This is a genomic window from Streptomyces phaeofaciens (genome assembly GCF_014648915.1).
Taxonomy (GTDB): Bacteria; Actinomycetota; Actinomycetes; order Streptomycetales; family Streptomycetaceae; genus Streptomyces; species Streptomyces phaeofaciens.
In genome coordinates this window covers 105454-131971 of sequence record NZ_BMSA01000012.1, presented here as the reverse complement: position 1 = coordinate 131971, position 26518 = coordinate 105454, and the positions used below count along the sequence as shown (strand labels likewise).

Below are 26518 nucleotides of genomic sequence, written 5' to 3'. Positions count from 1 at the left end.
GCGACCGGAGGACCGCCGGCCGGTGGACCGCGTTCAGGACCGGTCCCCCGCGTGCAGGTCGGGCAGCAGGGGCACGAACCGTTCCCAGCGCTCGATGGCGCACCCGTTGCTGCGGTCGAACGTCGCGTCGACGGGTCGCCCGGCCCAGCGCCCGGTGACGTGGGCGGTGGCCGGCCCGCCGTACTGCATGGTGCAGAGGCCGCCGGAGGGCACCGGCGCGAAGGTGTCCCGCCCCCAGCGCGTGTTCCGGTCGACCGCGCGACAGGCACCGGAGACGTCCGGATGGCTGCCGTACCCCCGGCCGCGGCCCGGACGGCAGTACACCTCGAACGTCCCGTCGGCCCGGCCGCCCGCGCGACGGACGGTGACGACGAGGTGATCACCGCGAGCCTGGTCCTCGTCCCGCACGGGCGGGGGCGAGAGGGCGTACGCGGTCCAGGCCCCGGCGCCCGAGGGGACGACGAGACCGGCGCAGACGGCGGTGGCGGCGGAGGCGGTGAGAAACAGCCGGCGCAGCGGGGTGACCTGGAGCATGCCCTGACCAACGCGGCACCGACGACGACGTTGCGCCCGGCCAAGTGTTTTGCCCTGCGCCCCGCCTGCCTAGTACCGTGGACGTCGATTGGTGACAGCACGCTCGACTGTGTCATCATCTGCACGCACCACTCGCACGCACGCGAGGGGTTGTGCTGGAGGCGTCGCCTAGTCCGGTCTATGGCGCCGCACTGCTAATGCGGTTTGGGCCTTCAAGCCCATCGAGGGTTCAAATCCCTCCGCCTCCGCGCGATACACCGAAGCCCCGGTCCTCACAGACCGGGGCTTCGTCGTTCCCGGACATGATCCACCACTACCCCCTCAGAAGGGGTTTCCCCAGGTCACAAGGGGTGAGGCAAACGGATTTCACATGTCGGCGGCAGTCATGTAATGTTCTTCCTGTCGCCGCGAGCGGGCCGGAAGGGCCGGGAGCGAAAGACAGAAAAACCGAATAACAAGCACTCGTAGCTTAACGGATAGAGCATCTGACTACGGATCAGAAGGTTGCAGGTTCGAATCCTGCCGAGTGCACAGCAGACCAGAGGCCCTAAGGATCACTCCTTAGGGCCTCTAGCTTTTGCGTTGGACGGCAGCGTTTGACGGCAACCGCCTTCGAGAGCGAATCAGACGGCTACCAGGACACCGGCCGCGCCGTCGTCATCGTCCGGGTCGTTGCCGTCACCCCTGAGGGCATCCCCGACGCGATCGAACGCCGAGCGCTGCGAGTCGAGCCGGACGAAGGTGTAGATGTCCATGGTCACGCGGATCGAGCTGTGGCCGAGGACTTCCATGATCATGCGGGCGTCGGCGCCCTGTTCGTGGAGGAGTGACGCGCAGGTGTGGCGCAGGTCGTGGAAGCGGACCTTGCGGACGCCGGCGCGGAGGCTCAGCGCCTCGAAGGAGCGGTTCAGGTTGCGTGGCTCGATGGGAGTCCCGTTACGGGTGGTGAAGATGAGGCCCTGGCCCGTCCCCTTCCAGTTGTTGCCCGCGCCCTTCCGATCGGCGATCTGCTGCGCGCGCTGGGCCCGGAGCGCGGTCACGCACTCGGCGGGCAGAGCCACACGGCGGGCCGAGCGCTGCGTCTTCGGCGCGACGATCAGCAGCTCGCCGCCGACCCGCTGAAGGGCTTGCCGGACGGTGAGGACGCCTTCGTGAAGGTCGACGTCCGACCAGCGCAGCCCGAGCAGCTCACCGCGTCGCAGGCCGATGCGGACCGCCAGCTCGTACGCGGCCCAGAGCCGGTTGTCGCGGGCCGCCGTCAGGAGCTGACGCCCCTCCCGGACCGTGAGCGGTTCGATCTCGCGCTTCGTTCCCATGCTCAGCTCCACGTTCCGGGCCACGTTGCGGGGCAGCTCGTCCTCACGTACGGCGTGCTGGAGGGCGGCGCGCATGATCACCAGCAGGAAGCGCACGGTCCGGTCGGACGGGAGCTTCTTGCAGCACTTGCCGAGGGCGCAGCAGCGCCGCTTGTGCTCGGGCCGCTTCTTGTCCTTGCCCTGCGCACAGCACTGGCAGGTGACGGCCGTCTTCGCGAGGAAGGCGCGGATGTCGCGGGCCGTGAGACGGACCAACTTCTTCCGGCCGAACTCCGGGGTGACGTAGTTGCGGACGAGGGACTCGTAGTTGACGTAGGTCGTCCTGCGGACCTTGCCCTTGGCGATGTTGGTCAGCCAGTACGCCAGGTACTCGGCGATGGTCATTTTGTTGGTGGCGACCGGGAGGCCGTTGAGGGAATCGGCCTTGAGCTTGGTGAGCTTCTCGTGCGCGTCGTCCCAGGTCTTGCCGTAGACGCTGCGCCGCTTGTAGGTGCCATCTGTCGTGAGGACGTAGGCACTGCCCTCCCAACGGCCGTCCTTGCGCTGGTAGATGGTGCCCTCGTTGTTGGCGTTCTTCTTCGGCTTGGCCATCAGGCGGCTTCCTGTTCGGTGCGGAGGGATATGTAGGCGTCCACGGCCGCTTCGCTGATGCGTCGGCAGCGGCCGATCTTGAAGGAGGCGAGTTCGCGGGAGCGGATCAGGTCGTGGACCTTCCAGCGGCTGATGCCGAGACGCTCGGCGACCTGGTCCACGGTGAGTACGGCGGTCGTCATGCAGGCACCAGCCCTTCGCGTTTGGCCTGTTGGTTGTGGGCGATGTCGTGGCGGACCTGGGCGGCGAGGAGTTCTTCGCCGGGGCGGTAGCCGCTGCTGAGGTAGGTCCATGAGGAGTCGGTGACGAGGGTGGTGTTCTCGTCGTCGACCGGGAGGCCGGCGCGGATGCGGGCGGCTTCGGCTTGGGCTGTGCGCCAGGCCCGGCGGACGTCGCGGAGCGCTCCGAGGGTGGTCGAGTAGGCGCGTGACTTGCTGGAGAAGTGGCCGCGGAAGCCGAGCATGTGAGCCCACTTCCAGAGCTTGAGGTCGGCGAATTCCGGGAGGTGGCCGAGTGCCCAGGCGGTGCGGATCATCTGCCGGGCGTGCTGCTGTACCGGGAGGTCGGTGAGGCGTTCGGCCTGGCCCGTCCCGTCGCAGTCGGCGCAGAGGTCGCGGAAGCCGTCGGGGCCCCGCAGGTAGCCGCGTCCGGAGCAGGAACCGCATACGAGGGTGCGGTCCACGGTGCCCGCGCCTTCGGCGTTCTTGGTGGCGTACTTCGCGACGTATCCGGCCACCTTGGCGTCCGTGAGTTCGCCGTCGCCGAGCGCGGATATCTGGTCCACCTTGAAGCGGTCGCCCCACCTGATGACGCGTTCGCCGACTGCGTCAGACACGACCGTGAGCCGGGCACGCTCGACCGCCAGGCCGACGGCCGCGCGGAGGGCATCGAAGGTGGCCCAGGTCGGGGGCGAGGTGGTGTGGCCTTCCGGACCGTCGAATCGGACGACCGCATGGAAGTGGACCAGGCCGCGTTGCTGGTACTCGGCGACCTTGGCGAAGGAGACGCGGAGGGCCGCGTTGAGCGCCTTCTGTGTCATGCCGAGGTGTTCGGCAAGGGCGCGGCGGAGGTAGGTCGTGAAGCGTGCCCACAGGGCCCCGGCGTGAGCGTTCCACAGCACGGCGCCCGTGTAGCCGTAGCTTGCCGGGCGGAGCGGGGCACCGAGTTCGGGAGCGTCCTCGGTGTGGCTCTTGCCGCATGTGCAGGGCCGGGGCTTGCCCGCATCGGTCGTGGGGCGGTTGTGGACCGGACCGAAGGACGGGGCGGTGAGGGTGACGAACGCGCGCGGGTGGTCACGGACGGCTTCGGCGACGTTCTTGCCACCGGACAGCCCGGCCTTGATCAGGTGGTAGGTGTCGGCCGCGTAGAGGCGGGAGCAGGCGGGGCAGCGGGAGGCGCGGCGATTTCCGCAGGTGGTGAGGAGGCGTCCGGAGGGTTCGTCCTCCGAGTGGTAGGAGCGGACCACCTGCCTGGTGGTCTGGTCGGTGGTGATCGTCCAGCCGTGCAGGTTGATCGGACTGGTGCAGCCCCGCAGGTTGCGGACCTGTTCCGTCACACGGTCGAAGTCGTCGGTGTTGGCCAGTTCGACCAGGTCCCGCAGGCCGGGACTGATGATGTGGTGCAGGTCGAGGGAGCGGCGCATGACGGGCGGGGTGTCCTTTCTGGCGCGAGGGTGAGCGGGCGGGCAGCAGCCGGTTTCGTGCGCTCGGGTTGCTGCCCGCAGGCATGGCGAGGCGAGCCGAGGGGCGGGCGAGGGTGAGAGATGCCGGAACGGCCGGCGGAGAGTGCGCGGTACTACAGGGCGGCGTGGAGGGCAGTGGCCATGGGCAGGCCGATTCCGAGTCGCGCCTTGAGCTGGGCCGCTGTGATGGGCTCGCCGTGCTCCATGTGGTGGGACTCCGCGATCGAGCGCGCTTCGGTCAGCAGTGGCTCAGGCACCTTGACCGCAGGCGTGGCGGCGACGAGGGGAGCGACCGGCACGGTGGTCGGTTCTGGCGTGACAGGCAGCGCCCTGGGGGCGACCGGGGCGGGCGTCGTATCGGCTTCCGGCCCTGTCTCGTCGAGTGAGGGGACCGGGGTCGCCGGGCGGGCGACTGTGTGGAAGGCGCGCAGGAGCTGCGGGCCGACGGCGCCCCAGCCGAGGAGGAGCAGCGGAGCCACGGCGTCCACGGCGGCACGGCCGTAGTGTCCTGCGACGATCGGTTCGGCGACGTTGAGAGCCAGGGTCAGGAGTCCGGAGAAGTGCATGAGCCGGTTGGCCGCCGTCATCTGTTCGGCGGGCAGCCCGCGAAGGGAGAGGTAGCGCAGGGCAACGAGGAGGCCGACTACGGACAGATCCACCATCGGAGCAATGAGCGGTGCGATGGGAGCGGGGACGCCAAGGCGCAGGGCGAGAGACCAGACGTTGCCGAAGGAGAAGACGAACGCCAGCGCGGCAATGACGATCATGACGGCGGTGATCGTGCGCTGAGTGATCCGGTCCTCAGTCATGGGTGTTCACCTCCTCTCAGTGGTGTCGTGTGCGTCCAGGGCGGAGGCAGTCAGGCCGCCTCGGTGTCTGCCTTGGCCAGGTCCAGGTCCCCCAGGCGAGGGCCAAGGAGGGCGTACGGGTCTGCGGTGAGGCTCGCGGTCTGCTTGGCGATGCGGGCCGCGTCCGCGTCCGCCACGTACGGCGTGCGGATGCGGGTGAAGCCGGGCTGTGACTGGTGGTTCATGGACGCGACGCCGACGTAGGTGGGGTCCTGGAGGTTGATCGGGTTGGCGTCCGGCCATTCCCGGATCTCCTCGCCGAGCGCGGCTACGGCGGCTTCGGCGGTCTTCTGCGCGAAGCTCAGGCCCACGGGGCACACGTCGCGGATGAAGGTCGGGATCGCGTCGCCGGTGGACTTCTGGGTGGTGAGGATGACGAGCAGGCCCACGGAACGGCCCTTCTTCACCAGGTCTTCGACGAGCCGGGCGTTCTCGGCGGCCAACGCGGCGAGCTTCTTCGTCTTCGGGTCGCTGCCCTTGTGGTCGCGGAAGTAGGTGTGGGCTTTGTCGATGATCAGCACGACCAGAGGCCAGCGGTCGGACGGGCCCACGTCCCACATGGACTTCACCCCGAGCACCGAGCGCACCGAGGCCGACCGCGCACGCCGGAGCTCCACGAGGTGGCCGAACAGCTTGTTGGCCTCTTCCAGGTCATCGCCCACGAAGGCGAACATGCGCTGTACCCAGTCGGCGTAGTCGCCCTCGTACGCAGCCGAGACCTTGCCGTCCGCGCAGGCGAACTGCACCGCGGACGAGGGCGCCCAGTCCGAGAGAAGTCGGTTGACCAGGCTGGTCTTCCCGAAGCCGGGCAGGCCGGCCACGGTCACGCCGGGTACCTGTGTGAGGTTCACGGACACCGGCTGGGCGTACTCGTCGACACCGAGGTCCCACCGAGCTGTCTCGTCCGGCACGTCACCTGTAGGGCGGTGCTTGGTGGGGAACTTCAGCGGGTCCAGGCGTACACCCCGGATGACGACTTGCCCCGGCCGGTCCTGCGTGACGGCCACCCGTGTGCACCGCCAGGCATCCGCCAGATGTGGGGCAGCCTTCTGGAACTGTTCGAGGCCAACGCCGGGCAGGCACTGGGCCCGCGCGATCACTCCGTACGCGTCGTGTGTCACCTTCAGAGCCGGTATGAGGATGCGCGGCTTGATGGGCTTGCCGTTCGTGTTCGCCAGCGTTGCCAGCGCGGTCGGGGTCTTGTCCGTGGCCGACAGCTTCAGCATCGGTGCGAGCCGCTTCCAGCCCCACCGCACACGTACGGCCTGCCGGATGGACTGCCGGGTCATGGTGTCAGCGCGCAGGTAGCGGACCACCCACCACACCGTCCAGCCGACGATCACGGCGAGCACCAGGACGACGACGAGGGGCGTGTTGCCAACGATCCCTCCAGCCGGGGCGTTCGGATCCTTCATGCGTGGTTCTCCTGAGGGTTGTAGAGGAAGGTCACGAGGGCCGATTCGAGGGCCGCCCGATCCGCCGAGGAACCGAGGCGGGGGTAGCCGTAGCCGACGAGCACGGCCGCCACAGAGGTCACGAGCGATTCGGTGAGCCGGGCATCCGGCCCGGCGTGAGGCAGCGGGTAGCTGCGCTCAGCGCCGGACCGGTAAGCGGTGCCGCTCACGCCGCCTCAGCGGCCGGGGCCACCAGGTCGAGCCGATCAGCGCGGTAGGCGATGCCGTCCGAGAGCGAGCCGTTGAAGATCCGCGCCCACGGGGTGGCGAACAGCTCCATCGGCATGACCGGGACGCCGGGCCGGAGGCCGTTGGGGAGACCGGTTTCCGGGACGGTGATCTTCAAGGCTTCGGCGCGGTCCTCCTCCATGAAGAAGAGGGTGATCGTGTAGAGCTTCGCGCCGGTCTCGCGGTCGGTCGCGAACTGCGTCTTCTCGGCGTCCGCGTACTTCGGTACCGGCAGGGTGCCGACCATGAACGACGAGGTGGAGAGCAGGCCAACACGGATGCGTGCCATGGGAATTGAGTCCTTTCGGTTGCGCTCCGCCGGAGCGGTGGGGCGTGATCACCATTGAACATAGCTGACCTAGCAGTGTCAAGTGAGTGTGGTGAGCTAGGTGTCATCTGGCATAGGACACCTATGTCAGCGGGGTGTGCTAGGCGTGCTAGAGGTCGTTACTCTTGGGCCATGAGCCCCGCGCCAGAGAACAAGCAGGACCGTCGGCCGCCGTATCAGCACGCTGCCGACGAGCTCCGGCGCGACATCTTGCAGGGACGGATCAAGCGGGGCGAGCAGATGCCCGCCATTCGCGAGCTACAGGAACGCTTCGGCGTGGCCAACATGACCATTCGGTCCGCGCTCAACGTGCTGCGCGAAGAGGGTCTGGTCTACACGATCCACGGTCGGGGCAGCTTCGTCGCGGATCACGATGGCGGTGACGAGTTCTCGGCGGTCTACACCCCGCCAGCTTGGTACCTGGTCAAAGATGACAAGAAGCCCAGCCAGGCAGAGCAAGCGGAGGGAAGGCCCGACGACGCTGAAGCCGCCGGCGCCACCCTCGCTGAAATGCTCACAGCGCTACGAGACGAGATTCGTGCCCTCAGCGCTGATCATCAGGAACTTCGGCGTGAGGTCGAGGAGCTGAAGGCTGCCCAGCAGGCGAAGCCGCAGCCCTGAGCTTGATCACTTCGTCTCGCAACTCTCTGGTCTCCCTACTGAGGCGACCGACCATGGCTCGCATTTCCTTGATCAGTGCGGCCACCTGTTCCGTGTCCCCGACGTGAATGCTGGTCAACCCCATTTCGTTGTCCGGTATGCGCTCGGTCATCGCTCCCCGTTTGCCGCCGTGCCGTCGCTTGCGTCGGTGTTAGCTCGAACCGCCAAGGCACCGCTCGATCGCTTGCCCAACGGAGCCTCTGATGCAGATCAGGAGCTTGTTCGTCGTGCGGTCGCGTGTCTCTCGCGCTGCTCGACCGTTGCCCTGCCCTGCGGAGCTGTTCAGAGTTTCTTTACTGGATCAAGGCGGCCCGCCTACGGCGGGCCGCGCGCGCTGGCGGCCAGGGGCCGCCGCCGCTCCTTGTCTCCGCCACCGCTCCGGCGGCCCCCACCCGCTCAGCGCGCAGTCCTGCCAAGGCGGACGACCAGACCAGGAAGCAACCCGACCACTCCGAGCATCAGGACCAGGCCGACGCCCACCAAGCGTGACCACGCCACCAACCGCCCACCGCTTGACGCCGCATGGCCCACAGAGCCGCAGCCCGAGCCCAGAGGGCTGGCCACGTCGGCAACGTCCAAGTCGGATCGAGGTGCGGCCCGTGACGATGGAAGAAGCGTGGTTGAGGACGGCACGGGGTTGCTGGAAACACACGTGACGGGTGCTCAGTCGGCGCACCCGCCGTCGTGGCTGACTTTCGCTGGCTCAGCTCAGAACCCTCTCCAACTCGACATCGCGAAGCCGGGGTTGCAGCCGCACCCGCGTTCGAGCACGCCAACCGCCCCGGTAGCATCGGCACCGGGGTCCTGATCAGGGCTTCCGTGACCGGACCACCCGGAATGCTGTCCAGGCTGAGGGGTGGTCCGGTCTTCGAGTTGTCGGTCGTAGTCGTGCGAGCGGCGCCGACGAACTGGCGCTTCGGAATCAGCTCAGAGCCTTGCCCACCTCGCAGATGGTGGGGCGGTCCCCTGGCGCATGGCTGAGCATCGCGTCGATCAACTCGCCCAGCTCACCGGGCGCCTTCACAGGTCGGCGCCGACCGTTCGCCACGGCCTCTCTCTGCACCGAGCGGGGAGCGTCGTCCGGGTACTCCATCGCCCGCCAGCCGGTAGCGGAGATCAGTAGGGAGGCGCCGAGCGCGTACACGTCGGCTTCCGGCGTCGGCTCGGCTTCTCCGGTGTCGAGGACGCTGCGCGCGACCTCCGGTGCCTCGTAGTGAACGAGGCAGCCGCGGAACGGGAAGTTGTACCCCTCGGGCACGTGGCCGCCTTGGGCAAGGGCGAGGTCGATGAGGTGCGTTCGTTCCGGCCCGATGATGAAGTGGGCGGGCTGTACGTCACCGTGCGCCCAGCCCTTGGCGTGCAGTTCGGCCAGCGCCTCGACGCAGCCCAACGCCACGCTGGTGTGCGGTGTGATGGAGGAGTCTGGCCTACGGCAGGGCTCCCACAGTTGGTACAGGTCCGGCCCCTCACGCCACGGCTGGAAGTTCCAGGTCCCGTCTTCCCACTCGCCGTACGCGAAGTCAGCGAGGCCGAGGCGATACAGCACGGCACCCTCGCGGGCGGGCGCGAGCGCGGTCCAGGGCTGGGCGGGCCAGTCGGCTGTGGCCTCGATCGGATAGCCGACTTTCACGGCGTGGCGGCCGCGAGGGCCCTCCACCTCCCAGACCATGGAGCCCCGACGGTTGAGGACCAAGCGCTGAGCCGTGGGCATGAGCGCGTTGAGCACCACGATCGGCAGTTCAGGGGTTGAGCCGGGCAACTCGCTTCTCCTTCCGGGCGAACGCGGCCGACCACGAGTCGAGGCCGGCCGCGCCGCTGCTGTCGTGTGCTACGCCTGTCCGTACGGTCGTCCGCAGTCCGAGTCGCACTGCACGAGGTTCGTGCCGTCCACGGTCCACAGGTCGTCGAAGACCATGAACCCCGCCGCCTTCATGGCGCGTGCCGAGGTGGCGACCTTCTCAGGGTCGCGGGCCCCTCCGCCTGGCTTCGGGTTGTGGTGCAGGAAGCGGCCCGCGTACCGCTCGCACAGCTCCGCGTACTCCTTCGTGTGCAGGATGAGCGCGTGCAGACCGAGGTCCACGTCATCCGACGGGACCATGGGAACCGTGGCGGTGGCCGCCGTGACCAGGAAGGCCACCGCCTGGTCCGCGATTCGCTCGGCACGGTCGGGCGACTGCCCGTTGTGGATGACCACGAAGTGGGCGAGGCTCTCGAACAGCTCCTCACCAGCCACCGCGCGTCCGGTCTTCTGATCGTTTGCCGTTGCCGTCATGCGACTGCTCCTTGTGTGTGTCGGTGCGTGGGTTGGATGGCCGGCCTCGAACGGGGAAGGGGGAGCCGGGGGTTGGCGCCCGTCCGGGGCGGCCCGTTTACTAGCCCATGGCGAGAGCCATGCCGATCACCAGGCCGCACGACCCGCTGATCACCACGATGAACAGGACTCCCGCGTACTGGCCGATAACGCGCATCACAGCCCGGCCCGACGATTGCGGTTCTTGATGGCCAGACGTGCGCTCAGTTCCTCCCGCGCACTCGGCGGCTCCACGTCGTCCGGCATGGCGTCCCACTCGGCGCCGCCGCCGATCGGCCTTATCTGCACACGGCCGCCGACCTCATCCATGACGATGCCGATGCGGTTCCTGGAGGTGTCCTTCGCCAGTTCACCGATGCCTGGTCTGGTCTGCTGGTTGCTCGCCATGTGCACGAGCATACTGTCGCTCATGGGGACGTCGAAACCTCCGACAAACACCACTTCGGGACGTCTCTCGTCGGGTAGAACGTCCCTATCGCCGTCCCCGAGTGTTGGGAGAGATTGGGATGCCGAACGAGAAGCTACGTGCTGCCATGGCGGCCGGCGGCTGGACGTACACCGCCCTTGCGGACAGGGTCGAAGTCGATCCCAAGTCCGTTGAACGATGGGTCAATTTGGGGCGTACGCCGCGTCGTGCCACGGCCATGCTGGCAGCGGAAACGCTAGGAGAAGACGTGCACGCTCTATGGCCCGCGCTCCGGCAGGCACGCCCTGCCCGCGCAGTCAGCCCGGAACTTGTGGCTCTCTACGATCAGCGGGCGGACATCCCCGTCTCCACCTTCGTGGACATGTTGACGCAGGCCCGCAGGCACATCGACGTGTTGGTGTATGCCGCCGTCTTCCTGCACGAGGCGTACCCGCGGCTCAACGACCTGCTGCGAGAGCGAGCTGCCGACGGGTGCGCGGTTCGTATCGCGATCGGCGATCCGGACAGCGTGAATGTCCAACAGCGCGGCACAGAAGAGCGGTTCGGCCACGGCATCGAGTCCCGTTGCCGACTCGCCCTCATGCACTATCGCCCCCTTGCCGGGGTACCTGGCATCGAGGTGCGGACCCATGCCACCACGCTCTACAACTCGATCTACCGCGCGGATGACCAGACACTGGTCAATGCCCATGTCTGGGGCGTGAACGCCTACGGTGCTCCCGTGTGGCATCTTCGGCGCAACGGAGAGGGCGGCATGTTCGACACCTACGCCAGCAGCTTCGACGCTGTGTGGGAGACCGCGACACCGGTAACGGAAGAGTGACCATGGCACGGACCGAGTACTACGACGACCCAGCAGCACCCGCGCCGAACAGCTTGGTGGTCGCCGCGTCTGCCGTGATCACCGACGGCGAAGGGCGTGTGCTCCTTCAGCGCCGCCGGGACAACGATCTCTGGGCGCTACCTGGTGGCGGCATGGAGATGACCGATTCCCTCCCAGGAACGGCCGTCCGCGAGGTGAAGGAAGAAACGGGTCTGGACGTAGAGATCACCGGGCTCGTGGGCACGTACACAGACCCTCGCCACGTCATCGCCTACTCTGACGGTGAGGTGCGCCGACAGTTCAATGTCTGCTTTACCGCCCGTGTAGTCGGGGGCCAGCTCGCGATCTCGGACGAGTCCACGGAGTTGCGGTTCGTCCAGCCCGAGGAGATTGACCAACTACCGATGCACCACACGCAGCGGCTCAGGATCCGCCACTTCCTGGAGCACCGTGAGCGGCCCTATCTCGGCTGATCGCGCCCGCAACCCCGCTTTAGAAGAGAGGCGGGGCCATCGTGCCGTTGAGCTGGGCAAATTGGCTGCGAAAGCTGTCGCCCCTGTCGTAGGTCCTCCCACTAGGGAAGAGGCGGCAAACCGCCGTCCGGCTCGGCCTCACACTGCTCGGGAGCCGGAGCTCCCGGTTGTCCCGGGATCGCAGCAGTAGGCACGGTCACCGTCTTCTTAGGTCCGAACATCAGGCTGGACGGCTGCTGCGTCCGCCGGTCGGACACGACGATCCCGCCGCGCCACTTCCCCGTCGGGTCCTGGTACCGGAACTGCAGTTTCTTCAGCCGCCGCCCGAACTGCTCCCGCAATGGCCGGTAAGCGTTGTCGCAGTGCACGTTCCACGTCACGTCGCCCAGGTAGGCATGGCACGCGATGGGGAAGAGCAGGGAGGACACCACGAGATCGGCGAGTTGGAGGAGCGTGTGGGTGTCGCTGTGACCGAAGACCGGCGACTCGATGACTCCGCGGAGGCTGTCACCGCCCGCGCGGTACTTGCGGGTGGTCACGCAGTGGACATTGGGAGCGTTCTTCACCTTCGTGCGGCTGTCGAGGACCATCATGCCGCGCGAGTGCTCATGGGCGAGCTGAGCCTGGAAGGTCTCGTTCAACGCGGCGACGGAGGCTGGGTACACCCCGGACTCGTCGAACGCCAGCCCTTCCTCTTTGATCCACACGCGGGCGAGGATACGGGCTTCGTGAGACTCCAATATGTCGAGCAGCGAAGCCACCAGCTCCATGGCCGCACGTCGCCAGCCGTGGTTGCCGGCACGGAGGTTCTTGCGGACGTCCGAGCCCTTGATCTCGTGCTGGATCACCTCGGAGAGCTGGTCCGTGTTCCGCAACTGCGGCCGGTAGTGCTTCTTGACGTCGAGGAAGGCCCAGGTGAGAGACTTGATCTGGGCTCGGGGCACGGTGAATCCGCCGACGACGAGGACCGGAGGGGCGTCAGGCCTCATGGGCTCGAGCGTCTGCCCGTTGCCCGCCTCGTCGATGTAGCACAGATGCACCGAACCTCCCGAGACACGTCTGTGGCCGCCCCCGAAGGGACGGCCACAGGGTCTGCGCAGCCATATGCGCGATGTTTTGCTTGCTGAGGCCGATCCTGCCGAGAACGACTACGGTCGGTCAAGCCGAGAGCACGTTAGGTGGTACGGGTTTCGGTCAACCTTTACGGGCGAAGCCGAGGAACGCTGCCCAGGCGGCCAGCGACGGCGAAGCTGCGGGATGGTGGGCCGGGCAAGACGGTGTGCGCGGAGGTCGACGTATGAGACCCGGGGTGGCGGAGTCTCGGCCATGTCAAGTCTGGATGGCGCGGGGTTCGGGGGCCGTAGGATCCTCTGTGTGATTACGGGCGAGCTGAAGAGCAAGGTGGGGCGCGTCTGGGACGCGTTCTGGTCGGGCGGCATTTCCAATCCGCTGGAGGTGATGGAGCAGATCACATACCTGCTCTTCATCAAGCGGCTGGACGAGATCCAGACCCGCAAGGACCGCAAGGCGACCGCAACGGGCAAGCCCGACCCGGACCCCTTCTTCTCGGACGACCAGCAAAATCTGCGCTGGCAGAATTTCAAGGTCAAGGACCCCGAGATCATGTACGGGCTCGTCGCCGACGGCGTCTTCCCGTACCTGCGCCGCATGGGTGGGGACGAATCGACGTACTCCCACCACATGAAGGACGCCCGGTTCACGATTCCGGGGCCCAACTTGCTCGCGAAGGTCGTCGACCTACTCGACGACGTCTCTATGGACAGCAGCGACACTAAGGGTGACATCTACGAGTACCTGCTCGCGAAGATCGCCACGGCTGGCCAGAACGGTCAGTTCCGCACGCCGCGCCACATCATCGACCTGATGGTCGAGATGACCCAGCCGGGGCCGCGCGACGAGATCTGTGACCCGGCGTGCGGCACAGCTGGCTTCCTGGTGCAGGCGGCGTCGTACGTGCAGCGGGTGCATCGTGACGCGCTGCTGGGGGTGGAGCAGCGTAAGCACTTCAACGAGTCGATGTTCCACGGCTTCGACTTCGACAACACGATGCTCCGCATCGGCTCGATGAACATGCTGTTGCATGGTATCGAGAACCCGGACATCCGTTATCGCGACTCGCTCGCGGAGAGTGCGGCCGACGAGGCCGAGCGCTACTCCTTGATCCTCGCGAACCCGCCTTTCGCAGGGAACCTGGACTACGAGTCCACGGCGGTCGACCTCCAGCGCATCGTCAAGACGAAGAAGACGGAACTGCTGTTTCTGGCCCTATTCTTGCGGCTCCTGAAGCCCGGTGGTCGGGCGGCCGTCATCGTCCCCGATGGGGTGTTGTTCGGTTCGACCAAGGCGCACAAGGAGCTGCGCCGCATCCTGGTGGAGGAACAGCAGCTCCAGGCGGTGGTCAAGCTTCCGAGCGGGGTCTTCAAGCCATACGCCGGTGTGTCGACCGCGATCCTGTTCTTCACGAGGACGGACTCGGGCGGTACGAACCACGTCTGGTTCTACGACGTGCAGGCGGACGGCCTGAGCCTGGACGACAAGCGCAACCCGCTGCTTCCGGAGGAGCGCTTGGGCGTACGCCCACAGGGCGAACTGCTGACGCCGGACGAACTCCTGAAGAACAACCTCCCGGACGTCCTTGCGCGCTGGCAGGAACGAGACGGCACCGAGAGGGACCGGGCCAGGACCGAGCAAAGCTTCTGTGTATCCAAGGCGGACATCGCAGCGCAGGGCTACGACCTCTCACTAAACCGATACAAGGAGATCGTCCGCGAGGAGATCAAGACGCGCGCGCCGTTGGACATCCTGGCTGACTTGGAGCGCCTGAATGAGGAGATTGCCAAGGGAACGGAAGAGCTGAAGGGAATGCTGGCGTGACCGAGCTGCGCAGGCCATTGCTCGAAGATCTTGTTCGTGAGGTCAAGCCGGGATTTGCGTGCGGAGAGGTTGATCCGAACGGGATCTTCCAGGTCCGAATGAACAATGTTACCAAGTCAGGTGACATTGATCTGGGCAAGCAGCGTCGGGTGCCCCGGAATCATCCGGGTGTCGCTAAAAATAAGCTTCTCGCTGGCGATGTTCTGTTCAATGCCACCAATAGCCCTGACTTGGTTGGGAAGACGCTATTCTGGTCTGGCCTTGACGAAGAAGCGGTGTACAGTAACCATTTTCAGAGAATTCGCACTGACGGAGAAAAGCTCGATCCTGCATACCTTAGCCGCTGGCTGTCATGCCAGTTTGAGTCAGGAATCTTTCGTGGCCTGTGTAAGCAATGGGTAAATCAAGCCACGGTAAGTAAGGAAAGCCTGCTGGCTCTTAGAGTTCCACTCCCTCCCCTTCCGGAGCAGAGGCGCATCGCTGCTGTCCTCGACCAGGTAGACACTCTCCGTGCCAAGCGTCGCGAGGCCATTGCCCTTCTTGACGACCTCGCCCAGTCCATCTTCCTCGACATGTTCGGTGATCCTGCTTCATGTAATGCCTTGTGGGATCGAAAAACAATCGGCGAGCTCGGTGTGGTAGTTACGGGAAACACGCCCTCGCGAGCCAGGCCTGAGAACTACGGTGAGGGTATCGAGTGGATCAAAACCGATAACATTAGGCCGCCTGAATTGAACCCGAGCCAGGCGGCCGAGCACCTGACCGTAGCGGGAGAGAAAGCCGGTCGCGTCGTCCCCGCCGAATCGATTTTGGTGACATGTATCGCGGGCAGTCCGGCCAGTATCGGGAATGCAGTGCTGGCGGGGCGGCGGGTTGCCATCAATCAGCAGATCAATGCCTTCATCTCCCAAGACCCGTTGCCGCGGTTTATGCTGGAGCAGATCCGTGTGGGTAAGGCTCTGATTCAGCAGAAATCGACAGGGGCCATGACAGGCTTGGTCAACAAGACGCAGTTCTCATCTATTTCCCTTATGGTGCCGCCCATGAGTAGGCAACAGGAATTTGTCTGCCGAGTGGAATGCGTGGACAGCCAGCGCGCCAGGAATGTCCGGCACCTCGCCGCCCTCGACGAGCTCTTCTCCTCTCTCCAGCACCGTGCCTTCTCCGGCACTCTCTGGGATCATGAAGCTCCCGGCGAAGCTGCGTAGACCGCTCTCGCCGCACCCGGTGCGCAGCGCCGACCGCACCACCAGCACAACACGCCGTCCGCGGGCCGGGCAGGGGAGCCTGGCCCGCGGGTGGTTCTGCCGTAGGAGACGGACGGAAACGTCGGCCTCGTGCGGGCCGGGATGCCGAGCCCCGGGCCCGTACGACAAGGCCGCCACAGGGGAGAGGGACACCGCACCGCCATGGGTAGCGAGCAGAATGGTCAGAGCGGCCAGAACAGCGACAGCCAGGGCCAGGCAAGTCACGATAAGCACGCCCGCGACCGCGCCGCAGCCGACAACGTCGGCCATACCGCGAACGGCAACTTCAGCTTCCTCCGAGCCGAGTGGCCCGCCCTTTACGACGAGGCGATCCGCGCCGAGCGGCTGATCCATCACGACCCCCGTGCCGCCTGCTTCTACGCCCGCCGCGCTATCGAGATCACCGCCCGCTGGATGTACGACAAGGACAGCAGCCTCAGCGAGCCCTACAAAAAAGATCTCGCGGCGATGCTCCACGAGCCGAGTTTCCGGCAGCTCGTCGGGCCGACGGTCAACGCCAAGATGGACCTCATCCGCCGGCACGGCAACAACGCCGTGCACAAGGCCGCCCCCGTCCCGAAGACCGTCGCCGAGGCCAGCGTCAAGGAGCTGTTCCACTCCCTCTACTGGTTCGCCCGTACCTACACCCGCCAGGCTTCGGCTCTGCCGCCTGCCGGGCTGGACTTCGACACCAGCGCCGTACCGCGTCCCCTCTCCCCGCAGGTTCGCGCGCTGAAGCAGGCCGAACTCAAGGCCAAGGAGGCGGAGGACGAGGCACGCTTCAAGCAGCAGGCAGAGGAGCTGGCCGCCGAGCGCGCCCAGAACGCGGACCTCGCCCGACAGCTCGAAGAGCTCAAGAAGCAGGTCGCCGCCGCCAAGGCCGCCAACCAGGCCGTACAGGACACCCACGACTACGACGAGAAGGCGACCCGCGACGCCTTCATCGACCTGCTCCTCAAGGAAGCGGGCTGGGACCTCCTCATCCCGAGCAAGGACACCGAGTATCCGATAGCGACCGGGATGCCCACCAAGACGGGCAAGGGTTACGTCGACTACGTGCTCTGGGGCGATGACGGCAAGCCCCTCGCCGTCGTCGAGGCCAAGAAGACCCAGCGGGACGCCCGTGACGGGCAGCAGCAGGCGAAGCTGTACGCCGACGCGCTCGAAGCACAGTTCAACCGCCGCCCGGTGATCTTCTACACCAACGGGTACCAGACCTATCTCTGGGACGACAGCCTCGGCTATCCGCCCCGCCAGGTGCAGGGCTTCTTCACCAAGGACGAATTGCACTGGCACATCCGCCAGCGCGCCGGACGCCTCTCCCTCACGTCCACACCGGTGAACGAGAAGATCGCCGGCCGCCCCTACCAGCTCCGCGCGATCAAGCGGGTGGGCGAGACCTTCGAGCGGGACCGGGGCCGCCAGGCGCTGCTCGTCATGGCGACCGGCACCGGCAAGACCCGTACCACCGTGGCCCTCGTGGACCAGCTGATGAAGGCGGGCTGGGCACAGCGGGTGCTCTTCCTCGCCGACCGGCAGGCGCTGGTCACCCAGGCCATGAAGGCGTTCAAGGAGAACCTGCCGAACACCCCCGCGGCCAGCCTCCTCGACGACAAGGCCGCTGCGGCCCGCGTCTACCTCTCCACGTACCAGACGATGATGAAGCAGATCGACGTCATCGACGGAGCGGGCCGCCGCCGCTTCGGGCCTGGCCACTTCGACCTGATCGTCATCGACGAGGCGCACCGCTCCGTGTACGCGAAGTACGGCGAGCTGTTCCGCTACTTCGACTCGCTACTGCTCGGCCTGACCGCCACGCCCAAGGACGAGATCGACCACAACACGTACAAGCTGTTCGCCATGGAGGACGGAGTCCCGACCGACTCCTACGATCTCCATGAAGCCGCCGCCGAGGGCTACCTCGTCCTCCCCAAGGCGGTGAAGGTGCCGCTGAAGTTCATGGAGCAGGGTATCCGCTACGCCGACCTCTCGGAGGAGGAGAAGGCCGAGTGGGACGCCAAGGAGTGGACCGAGGACGGTGACATCCCGGACGCGGTGGGCCGCCACGACATGAACAAGATCCTCTTCAACGAGGACACCGTGGACAAGATGCTGGAGACGCTGATGACGCGCGGCCACCGCGTCGAAGGCGGCGACCGGCTCGGCAAGACGATCATCTTCGCCAAGAACAACGACCACGCCCGGTACATAGAGGAGCGCTACAACGCGAACTACCCGCAGGGTGCCGGCCACACCGCGCGCGTGATCACGTACAAGGAGACGTACGCCCAGTCCCTCATCGACGACTTCTCCAACCCGAAGAACCCGCCGAACGCCCCCGACATCGCCATCTCCGTCGACATGCTCGACACCGGCATCGACGTGCCCGAGGTGGTGAACCTGGTCTTCGCCAAGCCGGTCTTCTCCAAGACCAAGTTCTGGCAGATGATCGGCCGCGGCACCCGCCTGCGCCCCGCCCTCTATGGCCCCGACCCCGACAACCCCGAGCACAACAAGCAGAACTTCTACGTCTTTGACTTCTGCGGCAACATCGACTTCTTCAACAGCCAACTCGACCGGTCGGAGGGGCGCAGGGCCGTCACCCTCACCGAAAAGCTCCTCCAGCGCCAGCTCGACCTGGTCCGGGTCCTGGACAAGCGGCAGCAGCCCGACCCGGCACGTGACGCCGGCCCCGACGCGATCGGTACCGAGGCGGAGATCCGCTGGTCGCTGGCCCACCGGCTGCACCACACCGTCACCGGCATGAACCTAGACAACTTCCTGGTGCGCCCGCACCGCCGGGAGGTCGAGGTCTTCAGCGACTTCGGGAGCTGGCACCGGGTGGACGACGACGCGGACACCGCGATCCGCGACCACCTGCTCGGACTGCCCAGCGAGTTCCGCCCGGACGACGAGGAGACAGGCGAGGAGGCCAAGCGGTTCGACCTGATGGCGTATGGTCTCCAGCTTGCCGCGCTGGAAGGCGGCAAGGACTTCGCCAAGCTGCGCACGAAGATCCATGACATCGCGTCCAACCTGCTCACCAAGACCAACATCCCGGCGGTCGGTGAACAGGCCGAGCTGCTGGAAGCGGTGGCGGGCGACGAGTGGTGGAACGACGTGACACTCCCGATGCTGGAGGACATGCGCCGCCGTATGCGTCGGCTCGCCCGGCTCACCGACCCCAAGGTCAAGCGGAACGTCGTCTACACCGACTTCGTCGACCAGTTCGGTGACATCATCGAGGCCGAGATCCAAGGAATGCCTCAGGGCACGGACGAGCAGCGCTTCAAGCAGAAGGCGCGGGCCTACCTCCTGCGCCACGAGGACCAGCCGGTGGTGCGCAAACTGCGTCTCAACGAGCAGATCACCGAACTCGATCTGGCGGACCTGGAGGAGATCTTCCTGTCAGAGGCCATCGCCTCCCAGGAGGACCTCGACGAGGTGCGGTCCTCTGGCGGCCTCGGCCTGTTCGTGCGCGGGCTGTGCGGGCTGGATCGACAGGCCGCACAGAAGGCGTTCGAAGTCTTCTGCACGGGTAAGCAGCTCAGCTCCCGCCAGATCGACTTCCTGACGTTGATCATCGATACGGTGGCAAAGCGCGGAATCCTGGGCTTGGGCGACCTCTACGAGGATTCGTTTGCCGATCTTGCCCCGGGTGGCCCCGACGACCTGTTCACCGGTGAGGAACTCGAAGTCCTCAACGTCATCTTCAAGGAACTGGAGCGGACAGCCAGGCCCACCACCTTGGCGGCTTAGGCTCGGCGTCGCGGCGATCGCCCACGCTGCGAGCTGATGCCACTGTTCCGAGCTGACGGCAACCCTGACGGCAACGACGGCACACAGAGGCTGTTGATCACGACCATCAGCGATCAGCCGGGAGGAAAGCGGAGCGCCCGCCCAATGGCCTGCCCGATCCTACGGATCAGAAGGTTGCAGGTTCGAATCCTGCCGAGTGCACACAGATCAAAGGCCCCCGGGATCATCCCGGGGGCCTTTGGCGTCAACCGCCGACATCAACGCGGCCGGAAAGGCTGATCGCTGATCGCCGCTCGACACGCAGGGCCCCGCCGAGTCGGTCGGACACAGCGGGGCGGGGCGGGGTTCGGGTCACCTCGTGAAGGGGGTCCAGCCATGGTTCGCGTACCAGTAGTGGGGCAGGCCCTTGGTGCCGGTGGTGCGGAACGGGAGGCCGTGGTCGTCGATGCGTTCGGTGCCGGTGCGGCCCTGTGAGGACCAGTCGAGCTCCAGGTACCAGCGGCAGTCGCAGCCGACGGTCCGGGCGTCGACCATCAGCACCTCGGGGTCCTTCGCGGACACCCGGTAGGGCATGCGCATCGCCGGGGTGTTCGTTCCGGTGGCGCTGTCGCTGCCCGGGACCGAGCGGGCGATCGGCCGGTCCATGTCCAGGTCGACGGTGAACGAGCGGGGGGTCATGTCGCCGCCGCAGCCCTGGTCCATGGCGTAGACCGTGCCCTTCACCGGGGCGGCCCGTCCGACGACGCGGACCCGCAGCGCCTCCAGGACGACCGCCGTGTCCGTCCGCCCCTGCACCGAGATCCCCACGAGTGTCTCGCCGCCGTGCACCGCCGCCTGGGTCCGGGCCCACGGGGCGGCGTCCTGCGGCGCCGGGGGCGGTGGCACCTGCTGGGGCGCCTTGTCGATGACGTAGTCGTGGCTGCAACCGATCTGCCACAGCTGGGAGTTCGCGGTCCAGGTGAGGGGCGGGGCGGCGGAGGCGGTGGTGCGGGAAGGGTTCGTGGTGGGGCTCGGTGAGCCGTCGCCCGCGGCCGGTGTCCTGGGGGAGGGCGAGCCGGATGGCCGGCCGCTCGCCGTGGAGGGCGGTGCGGACGGTGTGGGGGAGCCGTGGCGCGCGCCCGCGGTCTTCGCGGTCGGCGTGCCGGACGCCCGGTCGTCGCCGGTGGTCGTGGAGTGTCCGGAGGCGGCCAGGGCGGACAGGCTGCCCAGGGTCACCAGCAGCGCGGTCGTCACGGCCGTGGTGACCGCGACGCGGCGTCGGTACCAGGGCTTTCGTGGTGCGGGGCGCGGCGCTTCGGCCCGCTCGGGAGGACCGGGCCTGTTTTCCTCCGGCGAGGGGGTGGCGGCGACCGCCGGTGTGGGGTCGGCCGCCGTCACGGTCACCGGCTCGGCCGTTTCGTCGGCCGCGGGAACAGCGGCCGTCGTCGACGCGGACGCGGCCCCCGCGGAGGGCCGGGACCTCTGCCGTGCCGCCACTGCCAGGACCCACCACCGGTGCAGTTCGACCCGTTCGGCCGGACTCGCCCCGCACATCGCGGCGAACCGTTCCACGGGTGCGAAGTCCAGTGGTACGGCGTCCCCGGCGCAGTACCGGTGCAGCGTCGAGGTGTTCATGTTCAGCCGGCGGGCGAGTGCGCCGTAGCTGCGGTCCGTGCGCGCCTTCAGGCGACGCAGCAGCGCCGCGAACTCCTCCACGTCGTCCTGAGATGGCACCGGGTCCTCCTGCCTCGTGTCCCAGGACGGCATCCCAGGCACTCCCTGTATGGGGAGGTCGGGAGGCCTGGGACGGTTCCACCGTTGCGGATCGGGTGCCGTCCGTTGTGGCCGTGCCGAGCGTCCGCCGATGCTCTTGGTGTCGCCGGAGCGGCCCCCACGCCACGGGGGTCGAGAGGGACGCTCTGCAGACGGCGACGCACTTCCGACCTCATCGAAACCGGGGAAGCACACTCATGAACAGCAACAAGACCGCCCGCAAGCACGTCCGCCGCACCGCTCTGATCGCCGGCCTCGTCGCCGCCGTGGCTCTGCCGCTGGGGCTCACCGCGTCGGCTCAGGCGACCACGAGCGGGACGACGGCGGCTGCTGTCGCGCAGCGGACGATCAGCGGCACGTCGTCGGACAACGTGACCCGCGTCGCCGACTTCTACGGCGCCTACATCGACGCCCAGCTCGACGCGGACAACGGCAAGCTGGCCACCGAGCTCCGCACGTTCTACGTCCGGCCCGACCACCTCCGTGAGGTGGTGAAGTGGGAGAACCGCAACCACGCGGACGGCATCCTGCGGGCCCAGAACGTCCCCATGAAGTGGACGGTCAAGAGCACCGCCACCGCCGGCCGGGTCAACGTCACCCTCACCTGGGGCCAGGGCAGCACCACCAAGCTCGTCGTCGACCTGGACCGCAACCACAAGATCACCCGCATCGCCGGTTAGCGGCTCGATTCCTGTCGAGCGCACACGGACGAGAGGCCCCGGAGCGATCCGGGGCCTCTCGCGTACGCGGTGTGCCGCCGTGCCGCGGGCCGGAGTTCACGTCCGCCCGGGGCGGGCCGAGGCCGGTTCAGGGGGCGGTGTCGTGCTGGAGACGGAGTTCGCGGCGGTAGGTGTGGGCCAGGGTCGTGGCGCGGGTGAACCAGTCGGTGAGGACGGCGATCTCGTCGGGGGTGTAGTCGCCGAAGAGGGCGGTGAGGCGGTCGTAGTAGGGCTGGTAGAGGGCGTGGACGCGGGCGACGGCCGTGGGTTCGGCGGCCACGCGGACCCGGCGGCGGTCCTGGGGGTCGGGGCGGCGGGTGACGTAGCCGGCGCGTTCCAGGCGGTTGAGGATGCCGGTCACCGCGCCTGTCGTGACCTGGACGCGGGTCGCCAGCTCGCCGGCGGTGAGGAGGTTCTCGCCGGCTTGGAGGACGTAGGCGAAGCAGGTCAGGTCGGTGACGTTGAGGCCGAGGCGCTGAGCCATCTCCTGTTGGCCGACCATGCTGGCCGCGATGAGGTCGTCCATCGCCGACAGCGCTGCTGCGGGGGTGGCGGCGGGGCGGGGCGGCGTGGATGTCATCGCGGGGACTGCTCCTGTACCGGGTGCTCGGCGACTGTTTCGTGCTGGTCCCTTGTTATCCGCTTTCCTGTTCTCTTACCTTGTAAGAGAGTCGTTGACTTCTTAGATTGTGAGGTAAGTCGTGGCGCATCTGCATGACGAGGGGCACACCGTCGCCGGCTGGACCGGTGTCGCCGTCGCGACCGTGGGGACCACCGTGGTGGGGGTCGGGGTCTGTGCCGGCTCCGGCCTTCTCGTGGCCGGGGGGCTGGTGATCGCCGGCGTGAGCGTGCTGGTCACCTGGGGGCTGCACCTGGCGGGCTGGGGCAAGCCGCCCGGGGTGCGGCCCCGGGCCGAGTGGGGCATGCGGGTCCGGGACACGGGGGCCCGCCGAGGTCATCCGGGGTGTGTCGGGTGCCGCCTCGCGGGGCGCGTTCCCGCTGGTCGGGGCGCGTTGTCAGTGCCGGGGCCTACCGTTGCGGGTGATGGCACAGGCATGGAAGTGCACGGGACTTCGGTGGTCGGCGGAGGGTCCCGTGCTGACGTGGGACCGGGGGCGTCGTAGCCCGCTGTCCTGGGGGAAGCGCGTGGCCTTCGGGGTCGCGGAGGGGGGTGTGCGGGAGTGCGCCGGGGCTCGGGGGCACGCGTGTCCGGTGCGGGCGGGCGTGTCGGCGCGCAGTACGGGGGGCCGGTGCGAGGAGTGCGCGCGCCTGGACCGGGCCCACTCCGTCGCCGCGGACGGGATCGCCGACGATCCGCGGCCGTACCGCGTGTACCTGGCGTGGTTCGGGCCGGGGCTGGTCAAAGTGGGGATCACGGCGGTCGGGCGGGGGTCCGCGAGGCTGCTGGAGCAGGGGGCGGTCTGTTTCAGCTGGCTCGGCACCGGGCCGCTGATGGCCGCCCGGCGCAGCGAGGAGCTGCTGCGGGCCGCCCTGCGGGTGCCGGACCGGATCCCGTACGGCGAGAAGCGGGCCGTGCGGGCCGCCCTGCCGGCCGGAGCGGAGGAGCGGGCCGCCGAGATAGGTGAGTTGCACGCGCGCGCGGTGGAACTGACCGGCTGGCCGGAGTCGTTGGCCCGCGCGCCCTTCCAAGCCGTCGACCATGTGCGGGTGTTCGGGCTCGACACGGCGCCCGCCGCCCGGGGCGAGGTGACCGGGCTGGTCGCCGGGGGTGTGGTGAGCGGGGAGCTGGTGGCCGCCGCCGGGCCCGATCTGCATCTGGCGACCGGCGCCGGCGCGGTGGTCGTGCTCGACACGCGGCTGATGGGGGGATGGGGGCTGGTTTCGGTCGGGGAGGGGGGCGAAGTCACCGTTCCGGTGCGGGAGTTCAAGGCGGAGGCGCATCGTCAGGACGGGCTGTTCTGAGGGATGGCGCATTGCGCGCGAAAGGGGGCGAAGCGGCCCGTGGGATCAACGTGGAGTGAGGGGTTCCCAGGCGTTCCCTGAGAGGTGCCTGTGTATTTCTCAGGGAAATCACAGACTGGTGAAAGCGTGTTCTCAGAGGACCCCGACATGGTGTGTCCCATGACCACGACCTCGCCCCAGGGGCGCACCGAACTGCTGAGGCCGGACGGGAGCCCCGTTCGCGTGCTTGTGGTGGACGACGAGTTGTCGATCACCGAGCTGCTGTCCATGGCCCTGCGCTACGAGGGATGGCAGATCCGGAGTGCCGGGGACGGCACGGGCGCCATCCAGACCGCGCGGGAGTTCCGGCCCGACGCCGTCGTCCTCGACATGATGCTGCCCGACATGGACGGGCTGACCGTCCTGGGCCGGCTGCGCCGTGAGCTGCCGGACGTCCCGGTGCTGTTCCTGACCGCCAAGGACGCCGTCGAGGACCGGATCGCCGGCCTCACCGCCGGTGGCGACGACTACGTCACCAAGCCGTTCAGCCTCGAAGAGGTCGTGGCCCGGCTGCGGGGGCTCATCCGGCGCTCCGGCGCCGCCGACCGGCGCTCCGACTCCGTGCTCGTCGTCGGTGACCTGACCCTCGACGAGGACAGCCACGAGGTGTCGCGGGCCGGGGACAACATCCACCTCACCGCCACCGAGTTCGAGCTGCTGCGCTTCCTGATGCGCAACCCGCGGCGCGTGCTCAGCAAGGCGCAGATCCTCGACCGCGTGTGGTCCTACGACTTCGGCGGCCAGGCCAATGTCGTCGAGCTGTACATCTCCTACCTGCGCCGCAAGATAGACGCCGGGCGGGAGCCGATGATCCACACCCGGCGTGGGGCCGGATATCTGATCAAGCCCGCGGTCTCATGAGCGGGCGACGACGACCGCGTCCGCAGAAGAGACGAGCGGGGAAGCCGCGCACCCTGCGGACGCGACTCGTCGTCGTGTCCGTGACCCTGATCGCCGTGATCTGCGCGGTGATCGGCACCGTGACCACTCTCGTGCTGCGGGATCACCTGTACGGGCAGCTGGACGGCTCCCTGAAGGAGGCCGCCATGCGTCTCTCCGGCGGCCCCGCCGGAGGACCCGGTGGCAAGGACGGCGCCAAGAACGACAACGGCGCCGCCCGCGGCGACACCAACGCGCCCCAGCAGCAGATGACCCTCGACGAGTTCGTCGCCAAGGGCCCGGGGCCGCAGAAGGCCCTCGCGGCCAAGGTCGAGAACGGCTCGATCACCAGCGGCAGGGTCGGCGACAAGAAGAACGACGACAACAACATCCCGCAGATGAGTCCCGAGGCACTCACCGAGGCCCAGATGAAGGTGCTCGGCACGGTCACGCAGGACGAGAAGCGGCACACCGTCGAGATCCCCGGCCTCGGCACCTACCGGGTCCAGTACATCCACGGCAACAACGGTGACTACTACGTAGGCATCCCGACCTCCGACGTCGACGGAACCATCAACACCCTGATCCTCGTCGAGGTCAGCCTCACCGTCGCCGGCCTCATCGCCGCCACCCTCGCGGGCACGGTCATGGTCAGTGTCGCCACCCGCCCCCTGCGCAAGGTCGCCGCCACCGCCACCCGGGTCTCCGAGCTGCCCCTGCACACCGGTGAGGTCAACCTCAGCGAGCGGGTGCCGGAGTCCGAGACCGACCCGCACACCGAGGTCGGACAGGTCGGCGCCGCGCTCAACCGGATGCTGAACCACGTCCACGGCGCCCTGCACGCCCGCCAGGAGAGCGAGATGCGGGTGCGCCAGTTCGTCGCCGACGCCAGCCACGAGCTGCGTACGCCACTGGCCTCCATCAGGGGATACGCCGAGCTGACCCGGCGCGGACGCGAGCAGGTCGGGCCCGACACCAAGCACGCGCTCGGCCGGATCGAGTCCGAGGCCGGCCGGATGACCCTGCTCGTCGAGGACCTGCTGCTGCTCGCCCGCCTCGACGCGGGCCGCCCGCTCCAGTTCGAGCAGACCGACCTCGTACCGCTGGTCATCGACACCATCAGCGACGCCCGCGCCGCCGGACGCGAACACGTCTGGCGCCTCGAACTTCCCGACGAGCCGGCTCTCGTGTCCGCCGACTCGGCGCGGCTCCAGCAGGTGCTCGTCAACCTGCTGGCCAACGCCCGTACGCACACCCCGCCCGGTACGACCGTCACCGCACGCGTGCAGCGGCGCGGGCCCTGGCTGTGCGTGGACGTCCAGGACAACGGCCAGGGCATTCCGCCGGACCTGCTCCCGCACGTCTTCGAACGGTTCGCCCGCGGCGACTCCTCGCGCTCCCGTGCCTCCGGCTCGACCGGTCTGGGCCTCGCCATCGTGCAGGCCGTCGCGACCGCGCACGGCGGTGCCGTGACCGTCGACAGTGTGCCCGGCCACACCGTGTTCACCGTGCACCTGCCCGCGCTCGCCCCCGCCGTGCCCCAGCCGGCCCCCGAAACGAACTGGCAACTCGACTCACAGGTCGAGCACAGTGCCACCACATGGGTGCAACAGGGCGCCTGAGGAAAGTCG

Annotated in this window: 25 protein-coding genes and 2 tRNA genes; 13 read left to right on the top strand and 14 right to left on the bottom strand. The window is 67.7% G+C overall.

Annotated features, from left to right (window positions below):
• Window positions 1-33 precede the first annotated feature (33 nt).
• The gene (locus tag IE275_RS21165; protein WP_189712903.1) at window positions 34-534 is read right to left on the bottom strand and encodes an SSI family serine proteinase inhibitor; all 501 of its coding nucleotides are present in this window, start codon (window positions 532-534) and stop codon (window positions 34-36) included.
• 157 nt (window positions 535-691) lie between these two features.
• Between IE275_RS21165 and IE275_RS21160 the strand changes: the two genes are divergently transcribed.
• Together IE275_RS21160 and IE275_RS21155 are read left to right on the top strand one after the other, a co-directional pair.
• Window positions 692-782 (top strand) — tRNA-Ser (locus IE275_RS21160).
• A 210-nt stretch (window positions 783-992) separates the two neighbouring features.
• A tRNA-Arg gene (locus IE275_RS21155) sits at window positions 993-1065 on the top strand.
• Between the two features lie 92 nt (window positions 1066-1157).
• Here the strand turns inward: IE275_RS21155 and IE275_RS21150 are convergent.
• The 7 genes from IE275_RS21150 to IE275_RS21125 all read right to left on the bottom strand — a co-directional run bounded on the left by IE275_RS21150 (window position 1158) and on the right by IE275_RS21125 (window position 6941).
• The gene (locus IE275_RS21150) at window positions 1158-2441 is read right to left on the bottom strand and encodes a site-specific integrase (protein WP_189712902.1); all 1284 of its coding nucleotides are present in this window, start codon (window positions 2439-2441) and stop codon (window positions 1158-1160) included.
• Window positions 2441-2623, bottom strand: coding sequence for a helix-turn-helix domain-containing protein (locus IE275_RS21145; protein WP_132835788.1), 183 nt, complete (start codon window positions 2621-2623; stop codon window positions 2441-2443). Before IE275_RS21145 ends, IE275_RS21150 begins: the two co-directional genes overlap by 1 nt.
• Entirely contained in the window at window positions 2620-4083 is a 1464-nt protein-coding gene (locus IE275_RS21140) for a replication initiator (protein ID WP_189712901.1), read from the bottom strand. The genes IE275_RS21145 and IE275_RS21140 overlap by 4 nt, the downstream gene beginning before the upstream one ends.
• 152 nt (window positions 4084-4235) lie before the next feature.
• The gene (locus IE275_RS21135) at window positions 4236-4931 is read right to left on the bottom strand and encodes a DUF2637 domain-containing protein (RefSeq protein ID WP_189712900.1); all 696 of its coding nucleotides are present in this window, start codon (window positions 4929-4931) and stop codon (window positions 4236-4238) included.
• A gap of 50 nt (window positions 4932-4981) precedes the next feature.
• On the bottom strand, window positions 4982-6385 hold the full coding sequence (locus IE275_RS21130) for an FtsK/SpoIIIE domain-containing protein (protein WP_189712899.1): 1404 nt from the start codon (window positions 6383-6385) through the stop codon (window positions 4982-4984).
• The gene (locus IE275_RS46830; RefSeq protein WP_268255280.1) at window positions 6382-6507 is read right to left on the bottom strand and encodes a hypothetical protein; all 126 of its coding nucleotides are present in this window, start codon (window positions 6505-6507) and stop codon (window positions 6382-6384) included. The genes IE275_RS21130 and IE275_RS46830 overlap by 4 nt, the downstream gene beginning before the upstream one ends.
• A gap of 83 nt (window positions 6508-6590) precedes the next feature.
• Entirely contained in the window at window positions 6591-6941 is a 351-nt protein-coding gene (locus IE275_RS21125; protein WP_189712898.1) for an SCO3933 family regulatory protein, read from the bottom strand.
• A 171-nt stretch (window positions 6942-7112) separates the two neighbouring features.
• On the opposite strand from IE275_RS21125, the gene IE275_RS21120 reads away from it, so the two are divergent.
• A complete protein-coding gene (locus IE275_RS21120; protein WP_189712897.1) occupies window positions 7113-7601 on the top strand; it encodes a GntR family transcriptional regulator in 489 nt (162 codons plus the stop codon).
• A gap of 961 nt (window positions 7602-8562) precedes the next feature.
• On the opposite strand, the gene IE275_RS21115 is transcribed toward IE275_RS21120, so the two are convergent.
• The 3 genes from IE275_RS21115 to IE275_RS21105 all read right to left on the bottom strand — a co-directional run bounded on the left by IE275_RS21115 (window position 8563) and on the right by IE275_RS21105 (window position 10350).
• Window positions 8563-9399 carry a protein kinase domain-containing protein gene (locus IE275_RS21115; RefSeq protein WP_189712896.1) on the bottom strand — a complete coding sequence of 279 codons (837 nt, stop codon included), beginning with the start codon at window positions 9397-9399 and terminating at the stop codon, window positions 8563-8565.
• Window positions 9400-9468: 69 nt separating this feature from the next.
• Window positions 9469-9912, bottom strand: a complete 444-nt coding sequence (locus IE275_RS21110) for a glycine-rich domain-containing protein (protein ID WP_189712895.1) — start codon at window positions 9910-9912, stop codon at window positions 9469-9471.
• A 195-nt stretch (window positions 9913-10107) separates the two neighbouring features.
• On the bottom strand, window positions 10108-10350 hold the full coding sequence (locus IE275_RS21105; RefSeq protein ID WP_189713013.1) for a hypothetical protein: 243 nt from the start codon (window positions 10348-10350) through the stop codon (window positions 10108-10110).
• A 107-nt stretch (window positions 10351-10457) separates the two neighbouring features.
• Here IE275_RS21105 and IE275_RS21100 point away from each other — a divergent pair, with 107 nt between their 5' ends.
• Together IE275_RS21100 and IE275_RS21095 are read left to right on the top strand one after the other, a co-directional pair.
• Entirely contained in the window at window positions 10458-11201 is a 744-nt protein-coding gene (locus IE275_RS21100; RefSeq protein WP_189712894.1) for a helix-turn-helix domain-containing protein, read from the top strand.
• A gap of 2 nt (window positions 11202-11203) precedes the next feature.
• Window positions 11204-11674, top strand: a complete 471-nt coding sequence (locus IE275_RS21095) for an NUDIX domain-containing protein (RefSeq protein ID WP_189712893.1) — start codon at window positions 11204-11206, stop codon at window positions 11672-11674.
• A gap of 101 nt (window positions 11675-11775) precedes the next feature.
• Here IE275_RS21095 and IE275_RS21090 read toward each other — a convergent pair whose 3' ends face one another.
• Window positions 11776-12714: a DUF3800 domain-containing protein gene (locus IE275_RS21090; protein ID WP_189712892.1), complete on the bottom strand. Its 939-nt coding sequence runs from the start codon at window positions 12712-12714 to the stop codon at window positions 11776-11778.
• Window positions 12715-13048: 334 nt separating this feature from the next.
• On the opposite strand from IE275_RS21090, the gene IE275_RS21085 reads away from it, so the two are divergent.
• The 3 genes from IE275_RS21085 (at window position 13049) to IE275_RS21075 (ending at window position 19575) form a co-directional block, all read left to right on the top strand.
• Window positions 13049-14569, top strand: a complete 1521-nt coding sequence (locus IE275_RS21085; RefSeq protein WP_189712891.1) for a type I restriction-modification system subunit M — start codon at window positions 13049-13051, stop codon at window positions 14567-14569.
• Window positions 14566-15777: a restriction endonuclease subunit S gene (locus IE275_RS21080; protein ID WP_189712890.1), complete on the top strand. Its 1212-nt coding sequence runs from the start codon at window positions 14566-14568 to the stop codon at window positions 15775-15777. The genes IE275_RS21085 and IE275_RS21080 overlap by 4 nt, the downstream gene beginning before the upstream one ends.
• 201 nt (window positions 15778-15978) lie before the next feature.
• Window positions 15979-19575: a DEAD/DEAH box helicase family protein gene (locus tag IE275_RS21075; RefSeq protein ID WP_189712889.1), complete on the top strand. Its 3597-nt coding sequence runs from the start codon at window positions 15979-15981 to the stop codon at window positions 19573-19575.
• Window positions 19576-19926: 351 nt separating this feature from the next.
• Here IE275_RS21075 and IE275_RS21070 read toward each other — a convergent pair whose 3' ends face one another.
• Entirely contained in the window at window positions 19927-21288 is a 1362-nt protein-coding gene (locus tag IE275_RS21070) for a helix-turn-helix domain-containing protein (protein WP_229870410.1), read from the bottom strand.
• 236 nt (window positions 21289-21524) lie between these two features.
• On the opposite strand from IE275_RS21070, the gene IE275_RS21065 reads away from it, so the two are divergent.
• Window positions 21525-22007 (top strand): hypothetical protein, encoded by a 483-nt coding sequence (locus tag IE275_RS21065; protein ID WP_189712887.1) that lies wholly within the window; start codon window positions 21525-21527, stop codon window positions 22005-22007.
• 127 nt (window positions 22008-22134) lie between these two features.
• Here IE275_RS21065 and IE275_RS21060 read toward each other — a convergent pair whose 3' ends face one another.
• Window positions 22135-22626, bottom strand: a complete 492-nt coding sequence (locus IE275_RS21060; protein WP_189712886.1) for a MarR family winged helix-turn-helix transcriptional regulator — start codon at window positions 22624-22626, stop codon at window positions 22135-22137.
• Between the two features lie 121 nt (window positions 22627-22747).
• Between IE275_RS21060 and IE275_RS46000 the strand changes: the two genes are divergently transcribed.
• The 4 genes from IE275_RS46000 to IE275_RS21045 all read left to right on the top strand — a co-directional run bounded on the left by IE275_RS46000 (window position 22748) and on the right by IE275_RS21045 (window position 26509).
• On the top strand, window positions 22748-23170 hold the full coding sequence (locus IE275_RS46000) for an HGxxPAAW family protein (RefSeq protein ID WP_229870408.1): 423 nt from the start codon (window positions 22748-22750) through the stop codon (window positions 23168-23170).
• Window positions 23091-23969, top strand: coding sequence for a DUF2797 domain-containing protein (locus tag IE275_RS21055; protein WP_189712885.1), 879 nt, complete (start codon window positions 23091-23093; stop codon window positions 23967-23969). Before IE275_RS46000 ends, IE275_RS21055 begins: the two co-directional genes overlap by 80 nt.
• A gap of 159 nt (window positions 23970-24128) precedes the next feature.
• The gene (locus tag IE275_RS21050; protein WP_062645116.1) at window positions 24129-24869 is read left to right on the top strand and encodes a response regulator transcription factor; all 741 of its coding nucleotides are present in this window, start codon (window positions 24129-24131) and stop codon (window positions 24867-24869) included.
• On the top strand, window positions 24866-26509 hold the full coding sequence (locus IE275_RS21045; RefSeq protein WP_189712884.1) for a sensor histidine kinase: 1644 nt from the start codon (window positions 24866-24868) through the stop codon (window positions 26507-26509). Before IE275_RS21050 ends, IE275_RS21045 begins: the two co-directional genes overlap by 4 nt.
• The last annotated feature ends 9 nt before the right edge of the window (window positions 26510-26518 follow it).